This window comes from Pseudomonas sp. FP603, assembly GCF_030687415.1.
GTDB classification, from domain to species: domain Bacteria; phylum Pseudomonadota; class Gammaproteobacteria; order Pseudomonadales; family Pseudomonadaceae; genus Aquipseudomonas; species Aquipseudomonas wuhanensis.
On the sequence record NZ_CP117431.1, the window covers coordinates 1,395,649 to 1,422,195 of the forward strand.

Annotated in this window: 26 protein-coding genes; 10 read left to right on the forward strand and 16 right to left on the reverse strand. The window is 58.7% G+C overall.

Annotated features, from left to right (window positions below; all coding sequences use genetic code 11):
* Positions 1 to 174 precede the first annotated feature (174 nt).
* Positions 175 to 1,209, forward strand: coding sequence for an alpha/beta fold hydrolase (locus PSH65_RS06425; RefSeq protein WP_305425419.1), 1,035 nt, complete (start codon positions 175 to 177; stop codon positions 1,207 to 1,209).
* Between the two features lie 178 nt (positions 1,210 to 1,387).
* Here the strand turns inward: PSH65_RS06425 and PSH65_RS06430 are convergent, their stop codons facing one another.
* Positions 1,388 to 1,744 (reverse strand): DUF6124 family protein, encoded by a 357-nt coding sequence (locus PSH65_RS06430; protein WP_305425420.1) that lies wholly within the window; start codon positions 1,742 to 1,744, stop codon positions 1,388 to 1,390.
* 542 nt (positions 1,745 to 2,286) lie between these two features.
* On the opposite strand from PSH65_RS06430, the gene PSH65_RS06435 reads away from it, so the two are divergent.
* The 3 genes from PSH65_RS06435 (at position 2,287) to PSH65_RS06445 (ending at position 4,649) form a co-directional block, all read left to right on the forward strand.
* Positions 2,287 to 2,952: a DsbA family oxidoreductase gene (locus tag PSH65_RS06435; protein WP_305425421.1), complete on the forward strand. Its 666-nt coding sequence runs from the start codon at positions 2,287 to 2,289 to the stop codon at positions 2,950 to 2,952.
* A gap of 96 nt (positions 2,953 to 3,048) precedes the next feature.
* On the forward strand, positions 3,049 to 3,744 hold the full coding sequence (locus tag PSH65_RS06440; RefSeq protein ID WP_305425423.1) for a hypothetical protein: 696 nt from the start codon (positions 3,049 to 3,051) through the stop codon (positions 3,742 to 3,744).
* A complete protein-coding gene (locus PSH65_RS06445; protein WP_305425424.1) occupies positions 3,741 to 4,649 on the forward strand; it encodes a hypothetical protein in 909 nt (302 codons plus the stop codon). Before PSH65_RS06440 ends, PSH65_RS06445 begins: the two co-directional genes overlap by 4 nt.
* A gap of 61 nt (positions 4,650 to 4,710) precedes the next feature.
* On the opposite strand, the gene PSH65_RS06450 is transcribed toward PSH65_RS06445, so the two are convergent.
* The 11 genes from PSH65_RS06450 to PSH65_RS06500 all read right to left on the reverse strand — a co-directional run bounded on the left by PSH65_RS06450 (position 4,711) and on the right by PSH65_RS06500 (position 17,261).
* On the reverse strand, positions 4,711 to 5,040 hold the full coding sequence (locus PSH65_RS06450) for a GlpM family protein (protein WP_305426949.1): 330 nt from the start codon (positions 5,038 to 5,040) through the stop codon (positions 4,711 to 4,713).
* Between the two features lie 8 nt (positions 5,041 to 5,048).
* A complete protein-coding gene (locus tag PSH65_RS06455; protein WP_305426950.1) occupies positions 5,049 to 6,329 on the reverse strand; it encodes a sigma-54 dependent transcriptional regulator in 1,281 nt (426 codons plus the stop codon).
* Positions 6,330 to 6,373: 44 nt separating this feature from the next.
* Positions 6,374 to 8,275: a sensor histidine kinase gene (locus PSH65_RS06460; protein ID WP_305425425.1), complete on the reverse strand. Its 1,902-nt coding sequence runs from the start codon at positions 8,273 to 8,275 to the stop codon at positions 6,374 to 6,376.
* 203 nt (positions 8,276 to 8,478) lie between these two features.
* Entirely contained in the window at positions 8,479 to 9,213 is a 735-nt protein-coding gene (locus tag PSH65_RS06465; RefSeq protein WP_305425426.1) for an amino acid ABC transporter ATP-binding protein, read from the reverse strand.
* On the reverse strand, positions 9,210 to 9,881 hold the full coding sequence (locus PSH65_RS06470; RefSeq protein ID WP_305426951.1) for an amino acid ABC transporter permease: 672 nt from the start codon (positions 9,879 to 9,881) through the stop codon (positions 9,210 to 9,212). The genes PSH65_RS06465 and PSH65_RS06470 overlap by 4 nt, the downstream gene beginning before the upstream one ends.
* Positions 9,881 to 10,627, reverse strand: coding sequence for an amino acid ABC transporter permease (locus PSH65_RS06475; protein WP_305425427.1), 747 nt, complete (start codon positions 10,625 to 10,627; stop codon positions 9,881 to 9,883). The genes PSH65_RS06470 and PSH65_RS06475 overlap by 1 nt, the downstream gene beginning before the upstream one ends.
* 164 nt (positions 10,628 to 10,791) lie before the next feature.
* Positions 10,792 to 11,706, reverse strand: a complete 915-nt coding sequence (locus tag PSH65_RS06480; RefSeq protein WP_305425428.1) for a glutamate/aspartate ABC transporter substrate-binding protein — start codon at positions 11,704 to 11,706, stop codon at positions 10,792 to 10,794.
* Positions 11,707 to 12,154: 448 nt separating this feature from the next.
* Positions 12,155 to 13,693: a glycerol-3-phosphate dehydrogenase gene (gene glpD, locus PSH65_RS06485; protein WP_305425429.1), complete on the reverse strand. Its 1,539-nt coding sequence runs from the start codon at positions 13,691 to 13,693 to the stop codon at positions 12,155 to 12,157.
* A gap of 295 nt (positions 13,694 to 13,988) precedes the next feature.
* Positions 13,989 to 14,744, reverse strand: coding sequence for a DeoR/GlpR family transcriptional regulator (locus tag PSH65_RS06490; protein ID WP_007898523.1), 756 nt, complete (start codon positions 14,742 to 14,744; stop codon positions 13,989 to 13,991).
* A gap of 83 nt (positions 14,745 to 14,827) precedes the next feature.
* Positions 14,828 to 16,333, reverse strand: a complete 1,506-nt coding sequence (gene glpK, locus PSH65_RS06495) for a glycerol kinase GlpK (protein ID WP_305425430.1) — start codon at positions 16,331 to 16,333, stop codon at positions 14,828 to 14,830.
* Between the two features lie 76 nt (positions 16,334 to 16,409).
* Complete coding sequence (locus tag PSH65_RS06500; RefSeq protein WP_305426952.1) at positions 16,410 to 17,261, reverse strand: MIP/aquaporin family protein; 852 nt, start codon at positions 17,259 to 17,261, stop codon at positions 16,410 to 16,412.
* 371 nt (positions 17,262 to 17,632) lie between these two features.
* On the opposite strand from PSH65_RS06500, the gene ybaK reads away from it, so the two are divergent.
* Positions 17,633 to 18,103: a Cys-tRNA(Pro) deacylase gene (gene ybaK / locus PSH65_RS06505; RefSeq protein ID WP_305425431.1), complete on the forward strand. Its 471-nt coding sequence runs from the start codon at positions 17,633 to 17,635 to the stop codon at positions 18,101 to 18,103.
* A 116-nt stretch (positions 18,104 to 18,219) separates the two neighbouring features.
* Positions 18,220 to 19,002: a PhzF family phenazine biosynthesis protein gene (locus PSH65_RS06510; protein WP_305425433.1), complete on the forward strand. Its 783-nt coding sequence runs from the start codon at positions 18,220 to 18,222 to the stop codon at positions 19,000 to 19,002.
* A gap of 124 nt (positions 19,003 to 19,126) precedes the next feature.
* Here PSH65_RS06510 and PSH65_RS06515 read toward each other — a convergent pair whose 3' ends face one another.
* Together PSH65_RS06515 and argF are read right to left on the reverse strand one after the other, a co-directional pair.
* The gene (locus PSH65_RS06515; protein ID WP_305425434.1) at positions 19,127 to 20,236 is read right to left on the reverse strand and encodes an ABC transporter ATP-binding protein; all 1,110 of its coding nucleotides are present in this window, start codon (positions 20,234 to 20,236) and stop codon (positions 19,127 to 19,129) included.
* Positions 20,233 to 21,153: an ornithine carbamoyltransferase gene (argF, locus tag PSH65_RS06520; protein WP_305425435.1), complete on the reverse strand. Its 921-nt coding sequence runs from the start codon at positions 21,151 to 21,153 to the stop codon at positions 20,233 to 20,235. The genes PSH65_RS06515 and argF overlap by 4 nt, the downstream gene beginning before the upstream one ends.
* Positions 21,154 to 21,558: 405 nt before the next feature.
* On the opposite strand from argF, the gene PSH65_RS06525 reads away from it, so the two are divergent.
* The 3 genes from PSH65_RS06525 (at position 21,559) to grxD (ending at position 24,531) form a co-directional block, all read left to right on the forward strand.
* A complete protein-coding gene (locus PSH65_RS06525) occupies positions 21,559 to 21,849 on the forward strand; it encodes a hypothetical protein (protein WP_008069494.1) in 291 nt (96 codons plus the stop codon).
* 134 nt (positions 21,850 to 21,983) lie between these two features.
* Positions 21,984 to 24,092 (forward strand): molybdopterin oxidoreductase family protein, encoded by a 2,109-nt coding sequence (locus PSH65_RS06530; protein ID WP_305425436.1) that lies wholly within the window; start codon positions 21,984 to 21,986, stop codon positions 24,090 to 24,092.
* A gap of 97 nt (positions 24,093 to 24,189) precedes the next feature.
* Positions 24,190 to 24,531, forward strand: a complete 342-nt coding sequence (gene grxD / locus PSH65_RS06535) for a Grx4 family monothiol glutaredoxin (RefSeq protein WP_305425437.1) — start codon at positions 24,190 to 24,192, stop codon at positions 24,529 to 24,531.
* 136 nt (positions 24,532 to 24,667) lie between these two features.
* On the opposite strand, the gene bfr is transcribed toward grxD, so the two are convergent.
* Both bfr and PSH65_RS06545 read right to left on the reverse strand, forming a co-directional pair.
* Positions 24,668 to 25,141, reverse strand: coding sequence for a bacterioferritin (gene bfr, locus PSH65_RS06540; RefSeq protein ID WP_019581554.1), 474 nt, complete (start codon positions 25,139 to 25,141; stop codon positions 24,668 to 24,670).
* A 201-nt stretch (positions 25,142 to 25,342) separates the two neighbouring features.
* Complete coding sequence (locus tag PSH65_RS06545; RefSeq protein ID WP_305425438.1) at positions 25,343 to 25,561, reverse strand: bacterioferritin-associated ferredoxin; 219 nt, start codon at positions 25,559 to 25,561, stop codon at positions 25,343 to 25,345.
* 312 nt (positions 25,562 to 25,873) lie between these two features.
* Between PSH65_RS06545 and PSH65_RS06550 the strand changes: the two genes are divergently transcribed.
* Positions 25,874 to 26,476, forward strand: coding sequence for a peroxiredoxin (locus tag PSH65_RS06550; RefSeq protein WP_007938920.1), 603 nt, complete (start codon positions 25,874 to 25,876; stop codon positions 26,474 to 26,476).
* Positions 26,477 to 26,547: the final 71 nt, after the last annotated feature.

A 26,547-nucleotide genomic window follows, 5' to 3' on the forward strand; every position in this document is an offset into this window, starting at 1 on the left:
TAGTTATAGGATTGTGCGTTTATCAAATGCCAGGTTATGTCCACGCTACGACCCATTTTTATAGCGATGACCGCTCGGCAATCTTCATCAAACTGTCACGTAACTGTGGCAGCGCGCTTGAGCAAACTTCATCAGACTCGCGCTCTACTGGAGTTCTGCGTTTCGGTGTTTTTCATGCGTGCACGATTTTTATCCACAGCGGTCTTTCTGGCCGCTGTGTTGTTCAATTTTCCGTCTCTTGCGGCGTCTCGTTGCGATGTCAATGTTCCGACCGAGCGGGTCGATCTGGAGCAAGTGAGCCTGGCTTACCAGAGCATTGGCCGTGCCTCGGACCCTGCGTTGTTGCTGGTAATGGGCCTGGGCGGGCAATTGATTCACTGGCCGGATGAGGTGGTGGTTGCGCTGTGTCAGCAGGGATTTCGGGTGATTCGCTATGACAATCGCGATGTTGGCCTGTCGACTTGGCGGCAGACGCCTGTCGACGCCAACCTGACCTTCGAAGTGCTGCGCTACAAACTCGGCTTGCCGGTATCGGCACCGTACACCCTGACCGACATGGCGGACGATGCCTTTGGACTGATGGATGCCTTGCACGTCAAGCAATTCCACGTACTGGGCGCGAGCATGGGCGGGATGATTGCCCAGCATATGGCGGCCATGGCACCGCAGCGTGTCGAGAGCCTGACGTTGCTGATGACCAGTTCGGGTGCCGAAGGTTTGCCGGCGCCGAGTGCGGCGCTGGTGCAGCTACTCGCGCGACGCGGCGCCCCGAATCGCGAGGTGGCGCTGGAGCAACAGGCTGATTTGCTGGCGGCACTGGGTAGCCCGGCGGTGAGCGATGACCGGCAGGCGTTGTTGCAGCAGGCGGCGCAATCCTATGACCGGGCGTTCAACCCGGAGGGCGTGAAGCGCCAGATCATGGCCATCCTCGCCGAACGCAGCCGCGTGGCGCTGCTCAACCAATTGCGGGTTCCGACGCTGGTGGTTCACGGCACCGCCGATCCGTTGTTGCCGGTGATGCATGGCGTGCACCTGGCGGCGCATATCCGTGGCAGTCAGTTGAAGCTGATCCCGGGGTTGGCTCATCGTTTTCAAGAGGCGTTCAAGGCGCCGTTATTGGCGGCGGTATTGCCGTATTTGCAGGCCCACCGAGAAGACACCTCGCATTGGGCACAGATCGATCCGGTGGCCGAACGCAATCTTCTATAACCCCCAAATCCGAGCTCTTGTGGCGAGGGAGCTTGCTCCCGCTGGGCTGCGAAGCAGCCCCAATCCTGCACATGCTGAGTCTCAGGTAATCCGTATTTACCTGTTTACGACTGCTGCGCAGCCGAGCGGGAGCAAGCTCCCTCGCCACAAAAGCGCCTCACTTACAGTGGAGGCTGGTTTACGTTGGAACGAAGTTATCCAGCATCCGGTTCACCGCCAGTTCACCCAACATGACGGAGTTCTGGATGCCGAGCACGGTGTTGCGCTGCGGGCCGTCCAGCAACCCCGCGAAATCGCTCAACATCACACTCGCTGACGCCAGGGCTTCGCAGGCGTTGATCAGCAGGGTTTCGTTATCGGCGTCGGGGGCGATGAGGTAAAGGGTGCTGGGTTTGCGTGGGGTATCTTTGGGAATGACCGGTTTGAGGTAGTAATCGAGGGCGCGGTCGGCGGCTTCGTTGAGCTTTTTGGAGCCGGGGGCTTCGTATGGGGAAACGTCGTCGGTTTCCGGGGGATTGGGTGTGATCTTGAACATTGAACTGGAGCTCCTGTTAGTAGAGCTGCAACTCATCTCGCTACTAAACGGAATGGGTGGCAGCTGTGCGCAAGTTAGTAGACCGGCCTCCAGTCAAAACCGGCGCGCCCGAGGGCGCCATGCGCACAGCCACCATCAAGTGCAGGCAACTACCTGACTGGATGACACTTATGCGACCGGAAAAAGCCGGGCTACTAAACCCGATCACTGGGAATCAGTGACACGAACCAAGTTACCGACGGGCCTCCAGGCGCACAAGCCGGCGGATTCTGACGTGGTTGTAGGCGACGGCGCAAGGCGCTGTAGCTTTCAGGAAGTAACGATAAACAGAACTAAACACGTCCCCCCAAACACCCCAAAACCTGTGGGAGCGGGCTTGCCCCGCGATGGCGGCGTGTCAGTCACCGCAGATGTCGTTTTGAACACCGTCATCGCGGGCAAGCCCGGCTCCCACAGGGAGAGTGGAACGGCTGCCACACAGGCTCAGCCTGCGGGTGTATCGTTCGAACTTTCCGGCGCGATTCAAGCCTGTGAGGTAAATGATGAGTCCCCCCCTGAGAATCGATTTCGTCAGCGACGTGTCCTGCCCTTGGTGCGTCGTCGGCCTGTACGGCCTGACCCGTGCCCTGGATTTGCTCGGCGACGAAGTCCGGGCCGAGATCCGTTTCCAGCCGTTCGAACTGAACCCGAAGATGGGCCCCGAAGGCCAGAACATCACCGAACACATCAGCGAAAAGTACGGCTCGACGCCTGAGCAATCACAGAAGAACCGCGAAATGATCCGCGCGCGCGGCGCCGAGGTCGGGTTTACCTTTCGCACGGACGGCAACAGCCGCATCTACAACACTTTCGATGCTCACCGCCTATTGCACTGGGCGGGGCTGGAAGGGTTGCAGTTCAATCTGAAAGAGGCACTGTTCAAGGCGTATTTCACCGAGGGCGGCAATCCATCCGATCACGCACAGTTGGCGCAGATCGCCGAAAGCGTGGGGCTGGATCGACAGCGGGCCGAGGCGATTCTGGCATCCGACGAATTCGCCAAAGAGGTTCGCGAGGAAGAACAGTTGTGGTTAACGCGCGGCGTGAGTTCGGTGCCGACGGTGGTGTTCAACGGACAGTACGCCGTCAGTGGCGGGCAGCCGGTGGAAACGTTTGTCGATGCGATTCGCCAGATCATGAGTGAGGCCAAGGGCGGAACAGTCAACTGACGACTACTGGCTGAAAAATATATCAATGTGCCACTACGGTTTTTACCGATGCTGCCGACATAAGCAGCATCGTTAATCATCATAGGGACTTGATCCATGAATCTTCACGCTCTACGCACCTGGGCAGCACTGACGTTGCTCGCCTGCCTGACCCTCACTGGCTGTGCCCACGTGCAACCACCCGTACCTCTGGACCACCAATTCTGGGATGCCAAAGAGCCGACTATCGGCGTGGCGATCACTGTGGTGCCGGAGCCGGTGCTGGCGTTGACCGGCAATCAGGGGCTGCTCGATTACGCCATCAACAAGGGCGTTAACAACAATCTCAGTGACAGCGTCGAAAAATGGCAAGTGGGCGACCTCAACACCTTGCCCGATGTCCTTGTCGCCAAGCTGCAGGCCAAGGGTTACAAAGCCAAGCGGATCAACGAGCCGTTCGATCTGAAGATTTATAAGGAAACCAGTTTCCGCGAAGGTTACATGACCCGGGACATGACGCCGGTCAAAGCCACCTACGGCGTCGATCGTCTGTTGCTGGTGAATGTCTACGCCACCGGCGCTACCCGCAGCTACTACAGCATCGTGCCGACCAGCGTGCCGATGGCGCAGGTGGGCGGACAGGGCATGGTGATCGATCTGGCAGACAACAAGCTGCTGTGGTTCAAACCTTTTGTCGCTACGCAAGCCGCCCAGGGCGAATGGGACGAGCCGACCTACACCAACCTGTCCAACGCGTTCTATCAGGCTGTGGACAATAGCCGTCAGCAAATGATCACCCCGTTCGCGCAATGAAGCATCTGCCCATAGTGGCCGGTGCGCTGGCCCTGCTGATGCTGACGGGGTGTGCGCAAAAGCCGGCCCCTGAGACCGGTTTCAAGGACCAGAGTGCCTTGCCTTACGTCCAGGCCCACGGGCTTAAGGTCGACGTGCAGCTGCCGCAATCCTTTGTCGGTGCGAGCACCGTGATTGACTCCCAGGCGGCCTTGAAGGCTGCGTCGTCGAGTCATAACTTGGTGGCGAGCTCGGGCAACACTGCCGGGCTTGCCGGCTTGCTGGTTGCCAGCCTGATCAATACCCAAATGGGTAGCGGCAGCTTGCAGCGCGATGCGGAAAAAAACGCACTCAACGAGGCGCGACCGATGGCCGACTTGCTTGCCGGCGTTCCGTTGCAGGAGCGTCTGCAAAAGCGCTATCAACAGGCGTTGCAAGTGGCCGGGTTCAAGCAAGGAGCAGGGCAGGTCACCGCGCGCCTGTTGATTGAACCCAAACTGATGCTTACCCCCGATCGCGGCAGTTTCGTGCTGGTCAATCAGGTGCAGGTTCAGGACATTGCCGGTTCAGCGCTGTATCGCATGCGGATCGAAGTCGTCAGCCAGCCGATTCGTCGCTGCGGCAAACAGTGCATCGACGACGGCAGCCTCGATTTGGCAAAGGTCACGGCTGTGCTCGACGAGTGCATCGACGAGTCGATGCGCGTTCTGTCCACCGACCTGATGCAGCCGACACCGCCAGTGGCTGCCCAGGAAACCTTGCGTTATATCCTTGATGGCCAGCGAGTGGTCGAGCGTGGTTATCAACTGGCCAACAACGGTAACTATTGGCGTTATCGCAACCTCTACGGGGCGGTGAAATCGGTGCCGGTGCCGTTTGAGGATGCGTTGACACAAGCGCAGTTGCAGAAGGTTTACGGGCAGTAATGCCCAATGCCAGTCAGTTAAGCGAGTAAACCGCTTTTTTGTAGGCGCCAGGGAATTGTGGTCAGGATTGAAAACGCACCCACACAGTCACCAACACCGTCGCCGCCATCAGCCACGCCACTGCCGCCACCGCCAACGAAGCCTCCAGCCGCATCCGGTCGACCATCAGATACAAGGTCGCCAGGTAGACGAAGTACGGAATGATCGACCACATGCCAAACACGATGGTGGTTTTCAGATCATCCAGCGAGCGCCCTTTGCCGACGATGTAATGAGCGATCAGCGCAAAGGTCGGAAACAGCGGTACCAGGCCTGCGATGTAATAGTTTTTGGTCTTGGCCAGCATGGCCAGAATCACCACCACCGCGGCGCCCAGGATTGCTTTGAAAATCAGGTCCATCAGTGGCTCAGCCCGTACTTCTTCACTTTGTCGAACAGCGTGGTCTTGGCCATCCCCAGTTCCTGGCTGGCCTGGGTCAGGTTGCCGCCGCTGCGCTGCAAGGCGTCGCTGAGCAGGTTGCGTTCGAAGGCTTCCACCGCTTCGGCGAAGGCCAGGCCTTGATTGTTGCCATTGGTGCCGGATTTTTTGAAGGCCGGCAGGCCCAATGCGAAACGCTCGGCGACGTTGCGTAATTCGCGCACGTTGCCCGGCCAGTCGTGGCTCATCAGGTTCGACAGGGTCTGGTTGTCCAGATCCGGCACGGCGCGGTCGAAGCGTAGGGATGACTGCTGCAGGAAGTGTTCGAACAGTTGCAGGATGTCTTCGCGGCGTTCGCGCAGCGGCGGCAACTCCAGGGTTACCACGTTCAGGCGGTAATACAGGTCGCTGCGAAACTCGCCGGCCTTGCTCGATTGATCCAGATCGGACTTGGTCGCGGCGATCACTCGGCAATCCACCGCCACGCTCTGGTTTGAGCCGAGGCGTTCAAGGGTGCGTTCCTGCAATACCCGCAGCAGTTTGATCTGCAACGGCAGCGGCATGCTTTCCACTTCATCGAGGAACAGCGTGCCGCCGTCGGCGTGTTCGATCTTGCCGATCCGCCGCTTGCCGGCACCGGTGAAGGCGTTGGCCTCGTGGCCGAAGATTTCACTTTCGAACAGGTTCTCCGGCAGGCCACCGCAGTTCAGCGCGACGAACTGTTTGCTGTGCCGGCGGCTGAAGTCGTGCAGGCAGCGTGCAACCAGTTCTTTACCGGTTCCGGTCTCGCCTTCGATCAGCACGTTGGCCGAGGTATCGGCGACGTTGGCGATCAGTTCCCGCAGGTTCTGCATGGCCGGTGAGCGCCCGATGATCCGGCCTTCGAGGGAATCACGCTCGAACAGTTGGCGACGTAACGAGGTGACTTCCCGCGCCAGGCTGCGTTGCTCCAGCGCACGGCGGGCGACGTCCACCAGGCGTTCGGGGGAGAAGGGTTTCTCCATGAAGTCATAGGCGCCTTTCTGCATCGCGCCGACAGCCATGGAGATGTCGCCGTGGCCAGTAATCAGCACCACTGGCAGGCTGCGATCACGGGCCTTGAGCCGGGTCAGCAGTTCCAGACCATCGATGCCCGGCAGGCGAATGTCGCTGATGACGATGCCGGCGAAGTTATCGCCGACTCGCTCCAGCGCTTCTTCGGCGCTGCCGACGCCCATGCAGGGAATGTCTTCCAGGGTCAGCGCCTGTTGGCAGCCCAGCAGGACATGGGGGTCGTCTTCGACGATCAGCACACTAAGGTCGTTGTTCATATTGGCTCGGCGGGAGTGGGGCTTACCAACGGTAAACTGAGGACGAAGGTGGTACCACCGCTGGCCGGGTGTTCGACACCCAGATGCCCGCCGGTGGCGGCGGCCAGGCTCGCCGACAAAGTCAGGCCGAGGCCCAGGCCCTGTTCGCCGGGTTTGGTGGTGAAGAACGGTTCGAACAGATGCTTGCGCGCTTCGGCATCGATGCCGTGGCCATTGTCGCGCACCCGCAGGCGATACTTGCCGTCGAATTCCTCGGCTTCGAGCCACAGCTCCGGCTGGGGCTGCGACTGCATGGCGTCGAGCGCGTTGCCGATCAGGTTGACCAGAATCTGCTCCAGACGAGTCTGGTCGATCTGTACCTGCACGTCTTCGAGGTCGCGATGCAATTGCAGGTGCGCGCTTTCCATCCGGCTGCCCAGCAATTGCAGGGCGGCGTCTACGGCTTTACCAAAACTGGCCTGGCCCTTGTCATCACCGCGCCGGGCGAAGGAACGCAGGCTGGCGGTGATCCGGCCCATGCGGTCGATCAGTTCATTGATGGTCTTGAGGTTGGTGCTGGCCACATCCAGCTGACCGCGTTCCAGAAAACGCACGGTATTGCCGGACAAGGTCCGCAAGGCGGCCAGCGGCTGGTTCAATTCGTGGGCGATGCTGGTGGACATCTGGCCGATGGCGGCCAGTTTGCCGGCCTGGACCAGTTCATCCTGGGCGCGGCGCAGCGTCTCTTCCGCCTGACGCCGTTCGCGGATCTGGCCCTTGAGCCGTTCGTTGCTGGCGCGCAGGTCGGTGGTGCGTTCGGTAATCCGACGCTCCAGTTGATTGTTGGCTTCCTGCAAAGCTTCCCGCGCCGCGAGGCGGGTGGCGATCACCTTGCGCCGCTCGTTCCAGGCGATCAGCAGAAACGCCACCAGGGCAAACGCCACCGCCACCAGAATCCCCTGATTGATCGCTTCACGCCGCAAATCCTGCAGGGGGGTGAGCAGGGTGAAATTCCATGGGGTGTCGCTCAGCGGCCGGGTTTGCGACAGGTAGCTGATGTTCTCTTCATCGGACATCAATTCGCTGTTGGCGGGGAAGGTCAGCTTTTCCTCGCCTTCGGCGAGTTTCTCCCGCGCCAGCGGTTGCAGTTCGTTCAGTGGAAACCAGTAGTACTGCAGGCTACGGGCCAGTTTTTCCTTGGTTTCCTCGCTCAATGGCACAACCGATTTAAGCCGCCGCGCCGGATCGCTGGAGAGAATGATGATGCCGTTTTCGTCGCTGACGAAGGCTTCCAGGCGCGCGCGCTGCCAGCGTTCTTCCATGGCTTCGAGGCGAACCTTGACCACGGCGACGCCGATGATCTTGCCGTGCTCCTCCAGCCCGTGAGCCAGGTAATAGCCGGGTTCGCCACTGGTGCTGCCGATGCCGTAGAAACGCCCCGGCTGACCGCGCACGGCATTCTGGAAATAGGCGCGGAAGGACAGGTCTTCACCCAGATAACTGTCGACATCGCGCCAGTTGCTGGTGGCCAGTACGCGACCGGTGGTGTCCATCACATAAATGGCCCGACTGCGGCTGCGCCGGTTCAGGCCTTCAAGGTATTCGTTGACCGTCTGCCGGTGTTCCGGTGACGTGTCGGCCAGCAGTTTGGAAACACTGGATTCGAGTTCCAGCAGGCTGGGCAGGTAGGTGTACTTGCTGATTTCGCTCTCGACGGCGCGGGCGTGCAGTTCCAGCTGACGCTGGCCATTCTCGCTGAGGCTGCGAATTCCGTAGTGTTCACTGACCCAGAAGCCGATGTAACCCAATCCGATCATCAGGGCGATGATCAGCGGCGGCAGGAACAGATGGCGAATCAAACGGGGTTTCACGGCGAGTGATGGCGGCGCGGCGCGATAGAGGGTGGAGTCGCATTTCATCACAGATGCCTTGGGTCAACCACAACACAAATATCCATATACCCACGGGCCCCTGTGGGAGCTGCTGTGTGGTGATCCGTAGGAGCCAGGCTTGCCGGCGAAGGCGTCCTTGAGAGCGCCTTCGCCGGCAAGCCTGGCTCCTACGAAAAGCGGTTCACTCCACACAAGTCCGCTCCCACATCAGTTGGGGAGCGGTGCCTTTCTTAGTGCTGCAAAATTTTCGCGAGGAAGTGCTGTGTACGCTCGGCACGGGCGTTGATGTCGCCGAAGAACTCTTCTTTCTTGCAGTCTTCGATGATCTTGCCCTGGTCCATGAAAATCACCCGGTCTGCCACTTTACGGGCGAAGCCCATTTCGTGGGTCACGCACATCATGGTCATGCCTTCGTGGGCCAGTTGCACCATCACGTCGAGTACTTCGTTGACCATTTCCGGGTCCAGCGCCGAGGTCGGTTCGTCGAACAGCATGACGATCGGATCCATCGCCAGCGCACGGGCAATCGCCACACGCTGTTGCTGACCACCGGAAAGCTGGCCCGGGTGCTTTTTGGCGTGGGAGGAGAGGCCAACGCGCTCAAGCAGTTGCAGGGCTTTTTTGCTGGCTTCTTCCTTGCTGCGGCCCAGCACCTTGATTTGCGCGATGGTCAGGTTATCCATGATGCTGAGGTGCGGGAACAGTTCGAAATGCTGGAACACCATGCCGACGCGCGAACGCAGTTTCGGCAAGTTGGTTTTCGGGTCGGCGATAGACGTGCCATCGACGATCACGTCGCCTTTCTGGAACGGTTCCAGCGCGTTGACGCATTTGATCAGGGTGGATTTGCCGGAACCGGACGGCCCGCACACCACGATCACTTCGCCTTTTTTGACCTCGGTGCTGCAGTCAGTCAGTACCTGGAAGTCGCCATACCACTTGTTGACATTCTTGATAGAGATCATACGGCAAACCTTTTTTGCAGACGCTTGACCAGCTGCGAGGCGGCAAAGCTGATGATGAAGTATGTGAAACCGGCGAAGATCAGGAACTCATTGGAGCGACCGATGATGTCGCCACTGGCGCGCGAGGCATTGAGGAAGTCGACCAGACCCACCGCGTAGACCAGCGAAGTGTCCTGAAACAGGATGATGCTCTGTTGCAGCAGCAGCGGGGTCATCTTGCGGAACGCTTGCGGCAGGATGATCAAACGCATCATCTGGCTATACGTCATGCCCATGGCCTGGGCAGCACTCATCTGGCCCTTGGGAATCGACTGCACGCCGGCGCGGACGATTTCGCAGAAGTACGCCGCTTCGAACATCATGAATGCCACGATGCATGAGGCGAACGCGCCGATCGGGGTGTCTTCACCGGTGATCCAGCGCAGAACGAACGGCACCGCCAGGTAGAACCAGGTGATGACCAGCAGCAATGGAATCGAACGGAAGTAGTTAACGTAGGCGCCGGCGATGTTCGACAGCAGTTTGCTGTGGGACAGGCGCATCAGTGCCAGGATCGTGCCGAGGATGATCCCGCCGACCACGCCCAAGGCCATCAGCTTGAGGGTCATGACCATGCCGTTCCACAAGCCCGGCAGGGAAGGGATGATGCCCGAGAAGTCGAATTCCATCATTTACCCCCTACGGAGATCAGGCCCGGTACGGCGACTTTCTTCTCGACACCGCGCATCAGCAGCATCAGGCCCATGTTCAGCGTGAAGTAGATCAGCGTGGCCAGGGTGAAGGCTTCGAACAGGTTGGCGGAGAACTCGGCGGTCTGTTTGGTCTGCGCGAGCAGCTCCATCAGGCCGATCAGCGATGCCACGGACGAGTTCTTGAATACGTTCAAAAATTCCGAGGTAAGCGGCGGAATGATGATGCGATAAGCCTGGGGCAGCAGCACGTTCCAGTAGATCTGCGGCAGCTTGAAACCCATGGCACGGGCAGCGGATTCCTGGCCGCGAGGCAGCGCCTGGATACCGGTGCGCACTTGTTCACAAACACGAGCCGTGGTGAACAGGCCCAGGCACACGACGACGCTGAGGAAGGCCGAGGTGGTTGGGTTCAGGTCCTGTTTGTACCAGTCCTGCAGGTTTTGCGGCAGCAGGTCGGGCACCAGGAAGTACCAGATGAACAGCTGAACCAGCAGTGGCACGTTACGGAAGAGTTCGACGTAGCAGGTCGCGATGCCCGATACGATGCGGTTCGGCACCGTGCGCATGACGCCCAGAATCGAGCCCAGCAGCAGCGCGATGATCCAGGCTGCGATGGCGATGGCGATGGTCCAGCCCAAACCGGAGAGGTACCAGTCGAAATAAATCTCGCTGCCCACGCCGGTGGACTTGAAGAACACGCCCCAGTCCCAGTTGTAATTCATTAGGGTCTCCCCTCGGATTCGATCGATGTACAAGTGCCCGATGACGGTCAGGCACACGCGAACGGCTCGACAGCCACCGGTTCGAGTGTTTCCAGAAATGCCAGCAGGGAGTGACAACCCTCTGAAAGGGCAGAGGCCCTTCAGAGGGTAAGGTTAGTCAGAAATCAGGATTTCTTTTCGTCAGCCGCTTTGTCGGTCGGATTGGCGATCAGGGCCTTGAGCTCTTCGCTCATCGGGAACATCAGGTTCAGGCCTTTAGGCGGAATTGGCTGCATGAACCATTTTTCGTAGATCTTGTTGATCTCGCCGGATTTGTAGGTCGCGATGATGGCGTCGTCGACAGCTTTCTTGAACGGCGCGTCGCCCTTGCGGACCATGCAGCCGTAAATCTCGTTGGACTGTGCAGTCCCGGTCACGGCCCAGTCAGTCGGCTTCTTGGCCTTGGCCATTTCACCGGCCAGCAAGGCGTCGTCCATCATGAAAGCCACGGCACGGCCGGTTTCCAGCATCTGGAAGGACTCGCCATGGTCTTTGGCGGAGATCACGTTCATGCCCATCTGCTTGTCGGCGTTCATCGACTTGAGGATGCGCTCGGACGTGGTGCCGGCGGTGGTCACGACGTTCTTGCCTTTAAGGTCGGCGAAGTCTTTGTACGGGGAGTCTTTCTTGGACAGCAGCTTGGTGCCGATTTCGAAGATGCCGACGGAGAAGTCAACTTGCTGCTGACGCTCGACGTTGTTGGTGGTGGAACCGCACTCGAGGTCCACGGTGCCGTTCTGCACCAGCGGGATACGGGTTTGCGAGGTCACCAGGTTGTATTTGACCTGGAGGTTGGGCATGTCCAGGTCTTTCTTGATGGCTTCGACGACTTTCAGCTGGATATCGTGGGAGTAGCCAACCGGTTTGCCGGAAGCGTCCGAGATGTAGGAAAACGGAATGGAAGCGTCACGATGCCCGAGGGTGATGGTGCCGGACTCTTTGATCTTCTTCAGTGTGCCGGTGAGTTCGGCTGCGAAAACTGGAGTGCTAATCAGAGCGGCAGCAATGGCTGCGCCCAGGAGATGGGGAACGATGCGCATCAAATTTTCCTCGACATTGTTTTTATATGGAGCCAGTTCATCGGCCCTTTTTTGTGCTTCGAATGCTTGCCGGCTCCTGAAGGGCTGGCGCAGCAGACATTCGTCCAAGAGTGTAGAGCATGACTCGTGCCAGACCAGGCGGTATGGATCAAGTTATTGATTTATAAAGGTATTAAATATTTATGGCGTTGAATTTTCTATCGGACGATCCGGTTTACCGAATCGACTGGCAAGTCGCGTTCGGAAAACCGAATGCAATCTTGGGTCTTGCTCAAACCCTGTGGGAGCGGGCTTGCCCGCGATAGCGGTGTGTCAGTCGACATTATTAGCGGCTGTGCTGCCGTCATCGCGGGCTAGCCCGGCTCCCACAGGGAGTCGAGGTGTGTTCGGAATACAAAAAGCCCCTGAATCGTGAGATTCAGGGGCTTCGTTTTAACCGGATTCCCGATCAGGCCGCTTCGATCTTGCTGCGGTTCTGTTCGACCTTGTTCAGGTAATCCTTGAGCTTCTGCTGCTCGGCCGGGGTGGTGAACAGCCCAAGCTTGCTGCGGCGCCACAGAATGTCGTGGGCGGTGGTTGCCCATTCTTCGCTGCACAGGTAATCGACTTCGCGGGTGTAGAGACCGCCGCCGATGTGTTCGCCCAGGTCACTGAGGCTTTCCACACGCTCGAGCATGCGCCAGGTGCGGCTGCCGTAAGTGGTGGCCCAGCGTCGGGCGATCTCGGTGGGCACCCAGTCGAACTTGTCGCGGATCCGCGAGCTCAAGGCTTGCGGGGTGGTCATGTCTTCGCCGCCGGGCAGGGTGGCGCTGGCGGTCCAGCTTGGCTTGATGTGCGTGAAGTACGGGGCCAGTTGCGCCAGCGCCGATTCGGCCAGTTTGCGGTAAGTCGTCAGTTTGCCGCCGAACACCGACAGTAACGGTGCTTCTTCGCCACTGCCCGACAACGCCAGGGTGTAGTCGCGGGTGACGGCCGACGGGTTGTCGGATTCGTCGTTGCATAGCGGACGAACGCCGGAATAGCTGTGCAGGATGTCCGTGCGGCTGAGTTGCTTCTTGAAGTGGGCGTTGACCACTTTGAGCAGGTAATCGGTTTCGCCCTCGGTGATCGCCACTTTAGCCGGGTCCCCGGTGTACTCGCGGTCGGTGGTGCCAATCAGGGTGAAGTGGTTCAGGTACGGAATGGTGAAGACGATACGCTGATCTTCGTTTTGCAGAATGTGCGCGTGTTCGCCTTCATACAGCTTCGGCACGATCAGGTGGCTGCCCTGGATCAAGCGGATGCCGTACGGCGATTCCATCTTCAGGTCGTCACGAATGAACTGGGCGACCCATGGGCCGGCCGCGTTCACCAGCGCCTTGGCACGGATCGAAAACAGGCTGCCATCGGCGCGTTCCAGGTGCAGGTCCCACAGGCCTTTGGTGCGACGGGCACTGACGCAGCGGGTTTGCGTATGAACGTGGGCGCCTTTTTCGCGGGCGGCCATGGCGTTCAGCACGACCAGGCGCGCGTCATCGACCCAGCAATCGGAATATTCGAAGCCTTTGGTGATTTCGCTTTTCAGTGCGCTGTCCGGGCCGAACTTCAGGCTTTTCGAGCCTTCGAGTTTTTCCCGTTTGCCGAGGTGATCATAAAGGAACAGGCCGGCGCGGATCATCCAGGCCGGACGCAGGTGCGGGCGGTGCGGCAACACGAAACGCATCTGTTTGACGATGTGCGGCGCCTTGGCCAGCAGTACTTCGCGCTCGGCAAGGGCTTCGCGCACCAAGCGGAACTCGTAATGTTCGAGATAGCGCAGGCCGCCGTGGATCAGCTTGCTGCTGGCGGATGAGGTGTGGCTGGCCAAGTCATCCTTTTCGCAAAGGAATACCGAAAGACCGCGACCGGCGGCATCCGCTGCGATCCCCACGCCATTGATCCCACCACCGATGACGGCGATATCGTAAACCTCGGCGAGAGGGGGCGTAGGCAAGGTAGAAGTGGGCATCGGCTGGCCTCGGGCTTTTGATTTTGTATATTGGAATTCGAACATTAATGTTCATTTGCGAAAATATTAGCCCATAAAGACACGCGCAGCCAGTCAACTTCGATTGAAAATACTGATCGAAGGGCGGTTAAAGGAAAATTTACGAACATTTAGACGCGCGGTAGGGCGCAAGAGGTGTGTTGCGGATGTGGCCGTCATCGCGGGCAAGCCCGCTCCCACAGGTTATGTACAGACCCTGTGGGAGCGGGCTTGCCCGCGATGGCGTCGGTACAGGCGACGAAGATGTGAGGGGAGGTTAAACGACTTCCAGCCGTATCTTGTGCTGGCTCAACAACTGCGCCAAGGCCGGCGAGGGCTGCTGATCGGTGACCAGGCAATCGATCAGGCTGATCGGCCCCAGGCGAATCATGGCGTTGCGCCCGAATTTGCTGGAGTCAGCCGCCAGAATCACTTGTCGGGCGTTGGCGATGATCGCCTGGGACACCCGCACTTCCTGATAATCGAAGTCCAGCAAGCTGCCGTCTTCATCGATGCCGCTGATGCCGACTAGCGCGAAGTCGACCTTGAACTGGTTGATGAAGTCGACACTCGCCTGACCGACCACGCCACCGTCACGCCGTACGTTGCCACCGGTCAGCAGCACGTCGAAATCGTCCTTGGCGCTGAGCATCGAGGCCACATGCAGGTTGTTGGTGATGATCTTCAGGTGGTTGTGGTTGAGCAGTGCCCGAGCGATGGATTCGGTGGTGGTGCCGATGTTGATGAACAGCGAGGCGTGATCGGGAATCTGAGCGGCAATGGCTTCGCCGATACGCTGCTTTTCATCGCGCATCTGATCGGCGCGCATGGCGTAGGCGGTGTTTTCGACGCTGGAGTCGTAGGCTGCGCCGCCATGGTAGCGACGCAACAGATTCACTTCCGCCAGTTGATTGATATCGCGGCGGATGGTTTGCGGTGTAACGACGAACAGCTGAGCCATTTCCTCGATGCTGACATAGCCGCGTTCGCGGACCAGTTCGAGGATTTGCTGCTGACGGGGAGGCAGATTCATGGGGCTTCCTTTGGGCTGCCGTGCAAAATTTGCCCATGATGCCGCAGGAATCTGCTCCCTGCCAGTTAGAACCCGACCTTGGCTTATTCAGCACCCTCGTGCGGTTCCCAATCACGGGTGCGGCTGACGGCTTTTTTCCAGCCGGCGTAGAGTTTTTCCTTCGCGGTTTCGTCCAGCATCGGTTCGAACTCGCGCTCGATCACGGCCTTGCCGCGCAACTCGTCCAGGCTGCCCCAGAAGCCGCAGGCCAGACCCGCCAGGTAAGCGGCGCCCAACGCGGTGGTTTCGCGCATTTTCGGACGCTCGACCTGAGTGCCGAGGATGTCGGCCTGGAACTGCATCAGGAAATTGTTCGCCACTGCGCCGCCGTCTACGCGCAGGGCTTTGAGGCGTTCGCCGGAATCCTGTTGCATGGCGTCCAGGACGTCACGGGTCTGGTAGGCAATCGACTCCAGCGCGGCACGAATGATGTGATCCACGCGTACGCCGCGAGTCAGGCCGAACAGCGCGCCACGGGCATACGGGTCCCAGTACGGAGCACCCAGACCGGTGAAGGCCGGCACCAGGTACACACCGTTGCTGTCCTTGACCTTGTTGGCGAAGTATTCGGTGTCGTGGGCGTCGTTGATGATTTTCAACTCGTCACGCAGCCACTGCACGGTGGAACCACCGTTGAATACCGCGCCTTCCAGCGCATAGGCCACTTCGCCGCGCGGGCCGCAAGCGATGGTGGTGAGCATGCCGTGTTTGGATTTCACCGCTTTGTCGCCGGTGTTCATCAGCAGGAAGCAACCGGTGCCGTAGGTGTTTTTCGCCTGGCCTGGCTCGACGCACATCTGGCCGAAGAGGGCCGCCTGCTGGTCGCCGGCGATACCGCCAATGGCGATGCCGCTTTTGGTGTGGCCGTAGATTTCGGATGAGGACTTAACTTCCGGGAGCATCTCGCGCGGGATGTCGAGGACTTCCAGCATCTTCGCGTCCCACTCCAGCGTATGGATATTGAAGAGCATGGTGCGCGAGGCGTTGGTGTAATCGGTGACGTGCACTTTGCCGCCGGTAAATTTCCAGATCAGCCAGCTATCGATGGTGCCGAACAGCAGTTCACCCTTGCGCGCCCGCTCGCGGCTGCCTTCGACGTTGTCGAGGATCCACTTGAGCTTGGTGCCGGAGAAGTACGGGTCGGTGACCAGGCCAGTGGTGTCGCTGATGTACTGCTCGTGGCCATCGCGCTTGAGCTGTTGGCAGATTTCGGTGCTGCGGCGGCACTGCCAGACGATCGCGTTGTAGATCGGGCGGCCGGTGGTCTTGTCCCAGACCACGGTGGTTTCGCGCTGGTTGGTGATACCGATGGCCGCGACCTGGTCGTGATGCAGGCCGGCTTGAGCCAGGGCCTCGACCATCACGGCGCTTTGGGTGGCGAAGATTTCCATCGGGTCATGTTCGACCCAGCCGGCTTGCGGGTAATGCTGTGCGAATTCGCGTTGGGCGGTGCAGACCACGTTCGCGTCACGGTCGAAAATGATCGCGCGGGAGCTGGTCGTACCCTGATCGAGGGCAATGATGTAGTTCTTATTCTGAATGTCGGTCATGTCGATTGCCTTGGACGAAATAAGGAAGTGAAGTCAGGCGCGGGACCAAAATGGGCAGGATCGCGCGTCAACGGTTTCAAGACGTTCTTGGTTTGCCGTCAATGGCCGGTGCTGCATCCTTTTTAGCAGGTATGGCGCTGGGCAGATGGCGGGCAATCAACCCACGATAAGCTGCAGCACCGAGGCAGGCACCGACAATCGGTGCAAAAATCGGGATCAGGAAGTACGGGATATCGCGCCCGCCAGTGAGGGAAATTTCACCCCAGCCTGTAAAGAAAGTCATTAGTTTAGGACCGAAGTCGCGGGCCGGGTTCATCGCGAAACCGGTCAGCGGGCCCATTGAGCTACCGATCACGGCAATCAGCAGGCCGATCAGCAACGGCGCCAGCGGCCCTTTGGGCAGGCCATTGTTGTCGTCGGTCAACGACATGATCACTCCCATCAGGATGGCGGTGATGATCACTTCAACCAAAAAGGCCTGGGCTGTGGTCAGGGCAGGGTTCGGGAAGGTGGAGAACACCGAAGCCAATTCAAGGCTGGCCTGAGTGCCACGAACCATTTGGTGAGTTTGTTCGAAATCGAAGAAAAGGTTGCTGTACAGCGTGTAAACCAACAAGGCCCCGCAGAAGGCGCCGGCCACCTGGGAGAAGATATAGAAAGGCAGTTTGCGCTTTTCGAAGTCAGCGAAAATGCTCAGCGCGATACTTACGGCAGGATTGAGGTGCGCGCCGGAAACGCCGGCGGTGAGGTAGATCGCCATGCTGACGCCAACCCCCCAAATGATGCTGATTTCCCACAGCCCGAAGCTGGCACCCGCCACCTTGAGCGCGGCAACACAGCCGGTACCGAAAAAGATTAGCAGTGCAGTACCCAGAAACTCGGCCATGCATTGGCTGGAGAGCGACGGTTGTTGTAAAGCAGTTGTCATTGAAAACCTCGTTTTTGTTGTTGTCTGGCGCTTTTTCATCAAGGTCAAAGCGCGATTTTCACCGAGGCAAGGATCCCCATCCTGTGCCCGGCTTACTGCTGGGTGCTGCGGTGAGACATTCGTACAGTATTCAGATTCGAAAAAATATAGACAAGAAACGCTGCTGTCAAAGGTCGAAAGTGAACTGTCGGTCACATTTCAACTATTAGTCACGTGAATGACCGCATCGTTCATCAGGCAGGCCGACCGTGGACGAACGGCACAGAAGCCCGGCCAAGCTTTTGAAATGGCGTTGTAATAGAGCCTTTTATCGATCAATGACCTAGAATCTTGCGCAGTATTTTTCTTCTGCCGCCAAGCTTGGAGCTGCCATGACCCCCGCATTGGATTTGTTGAAAAAAGTTCGTGCCGAACATCGCGTGCACAGTTACGAACATGATCCGAAGGCAGCGTCCTATGGCCTGGAGGCCGCGGAGAAACTGGGGTTGGACCCGGCCCAGGTGTTCAAGACCTTGCTGGCGGCCAGCGAAAAGGGAGAATTGTTGGTGGCGGTGGTGCCGGTCGTCGGAAGTCTGGACTTGAAGGCGCTGGCGCAGGCCGCTGGCGTGAAAAAAGTCGAAATGGCCGACCCCGCGGCTGCACAGCGATCGACAGGCTATCTGTTAGGCGGCATCAGCCCGCTCGGACAGAAGAAGCGCCTGCGTACCTTTATCGATCATTCGGCTCAGCCTTTTTCCAGCATCTTTGTCAGCGCCGGACGGCGTGGTCTGGAAGTTGAGCTGGCGCCCGCCGTGTTGGCCGAATACACCCAGGCGAAGTTCGCCGATATCGGTCGCGCGTGAGCAGAAGGCCTCGGGCGTTCAGCCCGGCGCTGTATGGTGGAAATTGATTCGTTCTGTCACTGGTGAAGGGCTCCTCGTGGCTTCATGCTCGTCGACCTGAAAAAGGGAGAAGTGGCATGCAGCTAGAGTTTCATCAAGTCGACGCGTTCAGTGATCGGCCGTTCAGTGGCAACCCGGCGATGGTGTATCGGCTCGATACCTGGCTCGACGATGAGTTGATGCAAAAAATCGCCGCCGAACACAACCTCGCCGAAACCGCATTTCTGGTGCGTGAGGATGCCGTCTGGCACATCCGCTGGTTTACCCCGACCACCGAAGTCCCGTTATGCGGCCATGCGACCCTGGCCAGTGCCTTTGTCCTGTTTGAAATCTATAAAGAGCCGGTCGAGCGGCTGGACTTCATCTGCAAGTCCGGCCCGCTGAGTGTCAGTCGTGAGGGCAAGCGCTTGTGGCTGGATTTCCCGGCCATCGCGCCGACAGAAGTGGGCGTGACCCTGGAGGTCGAGCGCGCCTTGGGTGTGAAAGCAGTCGATGTGTTGGGTTCGAAAGAATTGTTCGTGGTACTGGAGTCCGAGCAAGCCGTGCTCGATTGTCAGCCGGACATGGTTGCGCTGGCAAAACTGCCGTGGCCGGGCGCCATTGTGACGGCCAAGGGCAACAAGCATGATTTTGTATCGCGGTACTTTGCGCCAGCAATCGGCATCAACGAAGACCCGGTGACCGGTTCAACCCATTGCAGCCTGATTCCGTACTGGTCGCAACGCTTGAGCAAGTCGAGTCTGACGGCTTATCAGTGTTCGGCACGGGGCGGGGAGTTGTTTTGCCAGCTGGAAGGTGATCGGGTGAGTATTGGCGGGAATGCGACGCTGGTCGCAAGCGGCAAGTTATTGCTCGGATGATTTTTTGTAGGAGCGAGCGGTGCGGCGATCCGACTTGCCCGCGAAGGCGTAGTGTCAGTCGATATCATCATTGACTGACATGACGCCTTCGCGGGCAAGCCTCGCTCCTACACAGATTGGGGTGTCAGCTAGAGGAGCTGTACCGCCGAACACCGGATTCGATCACCGGAATCTGCGCCGCCGTGCTGCCGGACGCCTGGAACAACACCAGGTGTTCAGCCGCCACCCGAATGCCTACTTCAGCACCGACCAGATGATCGGCATGGCTCGGGAAAATCGACTCCAACTGCGCGCCCGTAGGCAACTGCAAGCGGTACAGGGTCGATGCCCCCTGGAAGCTCTTGCCAACAATCTGCGTCCTCAGTGGGCTGTCCGGCGCATAGACGATATCGTCCGGACGCAACAATACGTCCACGGCGCCACCGATCGGCCAGGTGTAGGCACGATTACCGCGCAATTCCCCCAACTCGGTCTGCACCGACTCCGGGCTGCTCAACTGACCGCGAATGAAGTAACCCTGGCCAATGAAACTGGCCACATACGGCGTCAGCGGTTCGTGATAGAGGTTGTAGGGCGTATCCCACTGTTCAAGGCGACCTTCCTTGAAAACGCCGACATGGTCGCTGACTGCGAAGGCTTCTTCCTGATCGTGGGTCACCAGGATCGCACTGGTGCCGCGAGCCTTGAGAATGTCGCGTACCTCATGACTGAGCTTGCGTCGTAGTTCACCGTCGAGGTTGGAGAACGGTTCATCGAGCAACAGCAATTGCGGTTCCGGCGCCAGGGCGCGGGCGAGGGCGACACGTTGCTGCTGGCCGCCGGACAGCTCATGGGGGAAGCGTTTGCCGAGGTTTTTCAGGTTGACCAGTTCGAGCAATTCTTCGGTGATGCGATCCTTTTGCGGGTGCTTGCGGATCCCGAAAGCGATGTTCTCGGCCACGCTCAAATGCGGAAACAGTGCGTAATCCTGGAACACCATGCCGATCCGGCGCTTCTCCGGGGCGAGGGTGAAGCCAGCGCTGGAGATGGTCTCGCCCGCCAGCTGGATTTCACCTTCGTGCACCGGTTCAAAACCGGCAATCGCCCGCAGGGTGGTGGTTTTACCGCAGCCCGAAGACCCCAGCAGACAACCGATATCGCCGGCGTTCAAATGCAGGTTGAGGTTCTGCACGACCCGCTGGTTTTGGTAACCGCAAGCCAGGTTGCGCAGGTTCAGCAGTAAGGGCGGGCTCATGCGTGGTGATACGCCGGCTCGACGAGAAACTCGAGCAGCGCCTTTTGTGCGTGAAGACGGTTTTCGGCTTGATCCCAGGCCACCGAGCGCGAGTCGTCGAGCAGGTCGAGACTGATTTCCTCGCCACGGTGGGCCGGCAGGCAATGCATGAACAGGACGTCCGGCGCGGCCAGGTCGAGCAGGGCACGGTTGACCTGGAAGGGGGCGAACAATTTCAGGCGCTTGGCGGTTTCCTCTTCCTGGCCCATAGAGGTCCAGACGTCGGTGCTCACCAGATGTGCGCCGCTTACGGCTTCCTGCGGATCGCGGACGATGGTCACCCGATCGCCGGCTTTAGCCACGAACTCAGGGTTGGGTTCGTAACCTTCCGGGCAGGCGATGCGCAACTGGAAGTCGAACTGGATCGCCGCTTCTATATAGCTGTTGCACATGTTGTTGCCATCACCGATCCAGGCCACGGTCTTGCCTTGAATCGAACCGCGGTGTTCGAGGAAGGTTTGCATGTCGGCCAGCAACTGGCATGGGTGCAGGTCGTCGGACAGGCCGTTGATCACCGGCACACGGGAGTTGGCGGCGAATTCGGTCAGGGTGCTGTGGGCAAAGGTACGGATCATCACCGCATCGAGCATGCTCGACATGACGATGGCGCAGTCGCCGATCGGCTCGCCGCGACCCAGTTGGGTATCGCGCGGCGACAGGAAGATCGCCTGGCCACCGAGCTGGATCATGCCGGCTTCAAACGAGATACGGGTGCGGGTCGAGGACTTCTCGAAGATCATCCCCAGGACGCGGTTCTTCAATGGCTCGAACAGTACGCCGCGGTTACGCAGGTCCTTGAGCTCAACGCCTCGACGGATCACGCTGACCAGCTCTTCGGGCGTGCAATCCATCAGGGAGAGAAAGTGCCTTGCGCTCATCATTGACTACCTTTTTGCAACAGACCGCAGATACTCAAAGCCTTGTTTAACTGAAAAACGGGCGAGACCTGCGGCGTAAGCCGCACGGGGCGACGAAATAGGGGGAGGCGCGATATTGACATTAAATGTCGCGTTTTTCCAATGGGCTACGGTGTTTAGGGGATTTCAGAGGGGCTACGGGTGACCGCAATAGCGCTTTTGAAGCCTGTTTCCTGACAGCAGCTAACCATTTGTACACTGGGCTCGCCGGGCTTGGCAATCAAACAGGGCGCGGGCGACACGCTGACGGTCGGTTTTTGACCTGTCATTCGGGCCTCTAGCGGGCAATGTGTGTTGTCCGAAACATTTGCTAAAGCAAAGTGCTGGGTTATAACTAGGTCACGAGCGACGCAGGAAGCCCTTGGAATGGAATCGAAAGAACAACTGTTGATGGAGCTACTCGGCCTTACGGCACGCTCCCTGACTCACCTCACCGCTTCCATGACCTCGATGTCTTTCGAGCTGTTGCGCAGTGAAGACGAAGTCACGAAGGCGGCTGGCCGGCGCATGATCGACCGCATGGCCACCATCAGCGCCGGGCTCGACGAGCATTGGCGACTGATCGGCGAGCTCACCGGCGTGCATGTTGCCCATGAGCAGATCGAAACCATCGAGGAGATTCAGTTGCAGGCGCCGCCGAGTCTACCGTCGAACTGATCCCTTGCGGCCATCGGCTGGCCTGATGGTCGCCAATTCACAAGACGAACGTCGCTGGCAAAGGGGCGAATCGCGCGCCATAGTTTTGTTCCCGCGGCCGATATTACCCGCCCAGAACAAAACAGAGACTGGCCATGACCAAGACTCTCCATCACCGTGCGTGCCACTTGTGTGAAGCCATCTGCGGCCTGACCATCGAAACCTCCGAGGTCGAAGGCAGCGGCGTACAGATCACCTCGATCAAGGGTGACCCCCAAGACACCTTCAGCCGCGGGCATATCTGCCCCAAAGCGGTAGCCCTGCAAGACATTCAGAACGATCCGGATCGCCTGCGTCAGCCGATGCTGCGAGTAGGCAGCGAATGGCAGCCTATCGAGTGGGAAGATGCTTTCAGCCTTGTGGCCGACCGCCTGGCGGCGATTCAGGAGCGTCACGGGCAGAACGCGGTGGCGGTCTATCAGGGCAACCCCAGCGTGCATAACTATGGGTTGATGACCCACAGCAATTATTTTCTCGGACTGCTGAAAACCCGTAACCGGTTTTCCGCGACATCGGTCGATCAGTTGCCCCATCACCTGAGCAGTCACTTGATGTACGGCCACGGCTTGCTGTTGCCGATCCCGGACATCGATCACACCGATTTCATGCTGATCCTGGGCGGCAATCCACTGGCCTCCAACGGCAGCATCATGACCGTGCCGGATGTAGAGAAGCGCCTCAAGGCGATTCAGGCGCGGGGCGGCAAAGTGGTGGTGGTCGATCCGCGTCGCAGCGAAACGGCGGCGATTGCCGATCAGCATTTGTTCGTGCGCCCCGGTGGCGATGCGGCGCTGTTGTTCGGGCTGCTCAATACCTTGTTTACTGAAGGCTTGGCCAGCGACAGTCATTTACCGGTCGACGGCCTGGATGAAGTGCGTGGGGAGATCGCAGGTTTCACCGCCGAGGCCATGAGCCCGTTGTGCGCAGTGCCCGCCGAGCAGATCCGCCAACTGGCGCGCGACTTCGCGGCAGCGCCGACCGCGGTCTGCTATGGCCGCATGGGCGTTTCGACCCAGGCTTTCGGCACCCTGTGCCATTGGCTGGTGCAACTGATCAATCTGGTCACGGGCAACCTCGACCGGGTGGGCGGTGCGTTGTGCACCGAGCCTGCGGTGGATCTGGTGGCATCGACCTCGGGCGGGCATTTCAACCGGTGGCAGAGCCGGGTGTCCGGACGTCCAGAATACGCTGGAGAACTGCCGGTGTCGGCGCTGGCCGAAGAGATGCTCACCGAAGGGGAAGGGCAGGTCCGCGCGCTGATCACCGTGGCGGGTAATCCGGTGCTGTCCACGCCCAATGGCCGACAACTGGAGCAGGCACTGGACGGATTGGAGTTCATGGTCAGCGTCGACCTGTACATCAATGAAACCACGCGTTATGCCGACCTGATCCTGCCGTCGACTTCGGCGTTGGAAAACGATCATTACGACACCACGTTCAACATGTTCGCGGTGCGCAACGTCACCCGCTTCAACCGGGCGATCCTGGCCAAGCCCGAAGGCGCGCTGCATGACTGGGAAATTTTCGTGGGGCTGGCCAAAGCCTTTGCGGCCAAGACCGGCAAGGAGCTGAAACCAACTATCGCGCCAGCGCAGATGATCGACCGAGGGCTGCGGATGGGCCTGTATGGCGACGCTTCGGAACACAAACTGTCGCTGGCGACCTTGTTCGATCATCCTCACGGTATCGATCTCGGGGCGCTCAAACCCAACCTGGCACCACGCCTGAAAACCGCCAATCAACGAGTCCAGGCGGCGCCTGTCGAGATCCTCGCCGACCTGGCGCGCTTCGCGGCACTACAAGCACCGGCTGCCGATGAGTTGCTGATGATCGGCCGCCGTCATGTGCGCAGCAACAACTCATGGATGCACAACTATCACCGTCTGGTGAAGGGCAAACCGCGGCATCAACTGCTGATGAACCCGGACGATTTGGCCAGCCGCGGGCTCAGCGATGGGCAGCGGGTGCGCGTCAGTTCGCGGGTCGGCGTGATCGAGGTTGAAGTGGTCGCCAGCCTGGATATGATGAAAGGTGTGGTCAGCCTTCCTCACGGTTGGGGTCATGCGCGACCGGGTGTGCAGATGTCGATTGCCAGTAGCCAGCCAGGCTCCAGCGCCAATGACCTGACTGACGAATGTCAGCTCGATGAGTTGTCGGGCAATGCGGCGTTGAATGGCGTGCCGGTGACCGTGGCGGCGGCGTGAACATGTCTGTCGGGGAGGCCGAGCATGGCGCTCGGGTTTCCGTTACAATGCGCCACCGTGCCGACCACTGAGTCGGAAAGTTCAGCCGAGGTGCTCCATGGATATCATCGAAACGATTAAAGAGCAGATTGCCAACAACACCATTCTGCTTTACATGAAAGGCTCGCCGAATGCCCCGCAGTGTGGGTTCTCCGCGAAAGCCGCTCAGGCTGTAATGGCCTGTGGCGAAAAGTTTGCCTATGTGGATATCCTGCAGAACCCGGAAATCCGCGCCAACCTGCCTAAGTACGCTAACTGGCCAACCTTCCCGCAACTGTGGGTCGGCGGTGAGTTGGTCGGCGGTAGCGACATCATGACTGAAATGTCTGCTGACGGTTCGTTGCAGGCACTGATCAAAGACGCAGCAGCAAAAGCCGCAGCGAACAAGACCGAAGCCTGATTCGCTGTGTGTGGGAGCGAGCAAGCCCGCTCCCACATTTGTTCCAGGGTGAGCCTGAAATTCGGTCATTAAAAAAGCCCCGCCTCTGTAAAAGAGAGCGGGGCTTTTTATTGCGTCGGGGTTAGCGGCGCAGAACTTACTCTTCGCCCATCTGCGACTGCAGATAGTTCTCAAGACCGACTTTATCGATCAGGCCCAGTTGGGTTTCCAGCCAATCGATATGTTCTTCTTCGGATTCAAGAATGTCTTCGAGCAGCTCACGGCTACCGAAGTCGCCGACGGTTTCGCAATGAGCGATAGCGACTTTCAGATCGGCATGGCCGTCGCGTTCGATCTTCAAGTCACACTCAAGCATTTCCTTGGTGTGCTCGCCGATGTGCAGCTTGCCCAGGTCCTGGACGTTCGGCAGGCCTTCAAGGAACAGGATGCGCTTGATCAGCTTGTCAGCGTGCTTCATCTCGTCGATGGATTCGTGGTACTCGTGCTTGCCTAGCTTGTTCAGGCCCCAATCTTCATACATGCGCGCATGCAGGAAGTACTGATTGATCGCGACCAGCTCATTGCCAAGGATTTTGTTGAGATGCTGGATGACTGTAACGTCGCCTTTCATGGTCGGAGTCCTGCCCTGTATTAGCTGTATATAAGGCAGAGTTTGAGCCGCGTAATTAATAGTGTCAAACCTAAGTTATTGAAACTTAAATGAAAATTAATCGGAATAAGAATGTTTGTGTTCCGCGTCTAGGCCCTAAGCGATTGATTTTCAGACATAAAAAAACCGGACATCAAGTCCGGTTCTTCGAAATATGGGTAGTTATGCGGCGGTAAATTCTGCGGGGTAGGGAATCGCCGCCTGGGCTGATTGCAGCTTGCCCAGTGTTTCGCGCACCACTTCCTTGGCCAGGCAAGCGCATTTACCACATTGGCCGGCTACGCCGGTAGCCAGACGGACTTCCTTGTAGCTGCAGCAACCTTCATAGATTGCATCGCGGATTTGACCGTCGGTGACGCCAGTGCAGAGGCAGACATACATAAGTGAGAACCGTCGCTGGTTGTGACTCAATTGCGATGGATCTTAATGTTAACGAGAATGATTGTCAAAGTGGTTTCTGAAAGCTTTTCGTCATAAAGGCTTGTGACTGACGAACGGCCTTCACAGCTGCCATGAAAAAAATATAACAGCGGCCTTTTTACCTTCAAGAAAAAACCGTTGAGGACAGGCGAAAAACGCGGTGTATGATGGTCGGCCTTTTGCGAAGGAGGTTCGTGTCACAGGGCTGTCGCCTGAGGGTGACAGGCTGGCATGAACTCTGTTCTTCAACGTTATTACACCAGGAGATATCCAATGAGCGTACTCGTAGGCAAACAAGCCCCTGACTTCACCGTACCGGCCGTACTCGGCAATGGCGAAATCGTAGACAGCTTCACCCTGTCCTCGGCCATCAAAGGCAAATACGGCCTGGTGTTCTTCTACCCACTGGACTTCACCTTCGTTTGCCCGTCCGAGCTGATTGCTCTGGACAACCGCATGGCTGACTTCAAGGCACGCAATGTTGAAGTGGTCGCCGTTTCGATCGACTCGCACTTCACCCACAACGCATGGCGTAACACCCCGGTGAACAATGGCGGTATCGGCCAGGTTCGTTACACCATGGCTGCTGACATCAAGCAGGAAATCATGAAGGCTTACGACGTTCAGTCCGCTGACGGCGTGGCGTTCCGTGGTGCGTTCCTGATCGACGACAAAGGCGTTGTCCGCTCGCAGATCATCAACGACCTGCCGCTGGGCCGTAACATGGAAGAACTGATCCGTCTGGTTGACGCTCTGCAATTCCACGAAGAGCACGGCGAAGTTTGCCCGGCCAACTGGAAAAAAGGCGACAAAGGCATGAACGCTTCGCCAGAAGGCGTTGCAGCGTACCTGACCGAGCACGCTGCTGCGCTGTAAGCCAGGCGTCCGGCCATAAAAAACCGGCCTCACTGAGGCCGGTTTTTTTATGGGCGGGATAAACCGGCGAC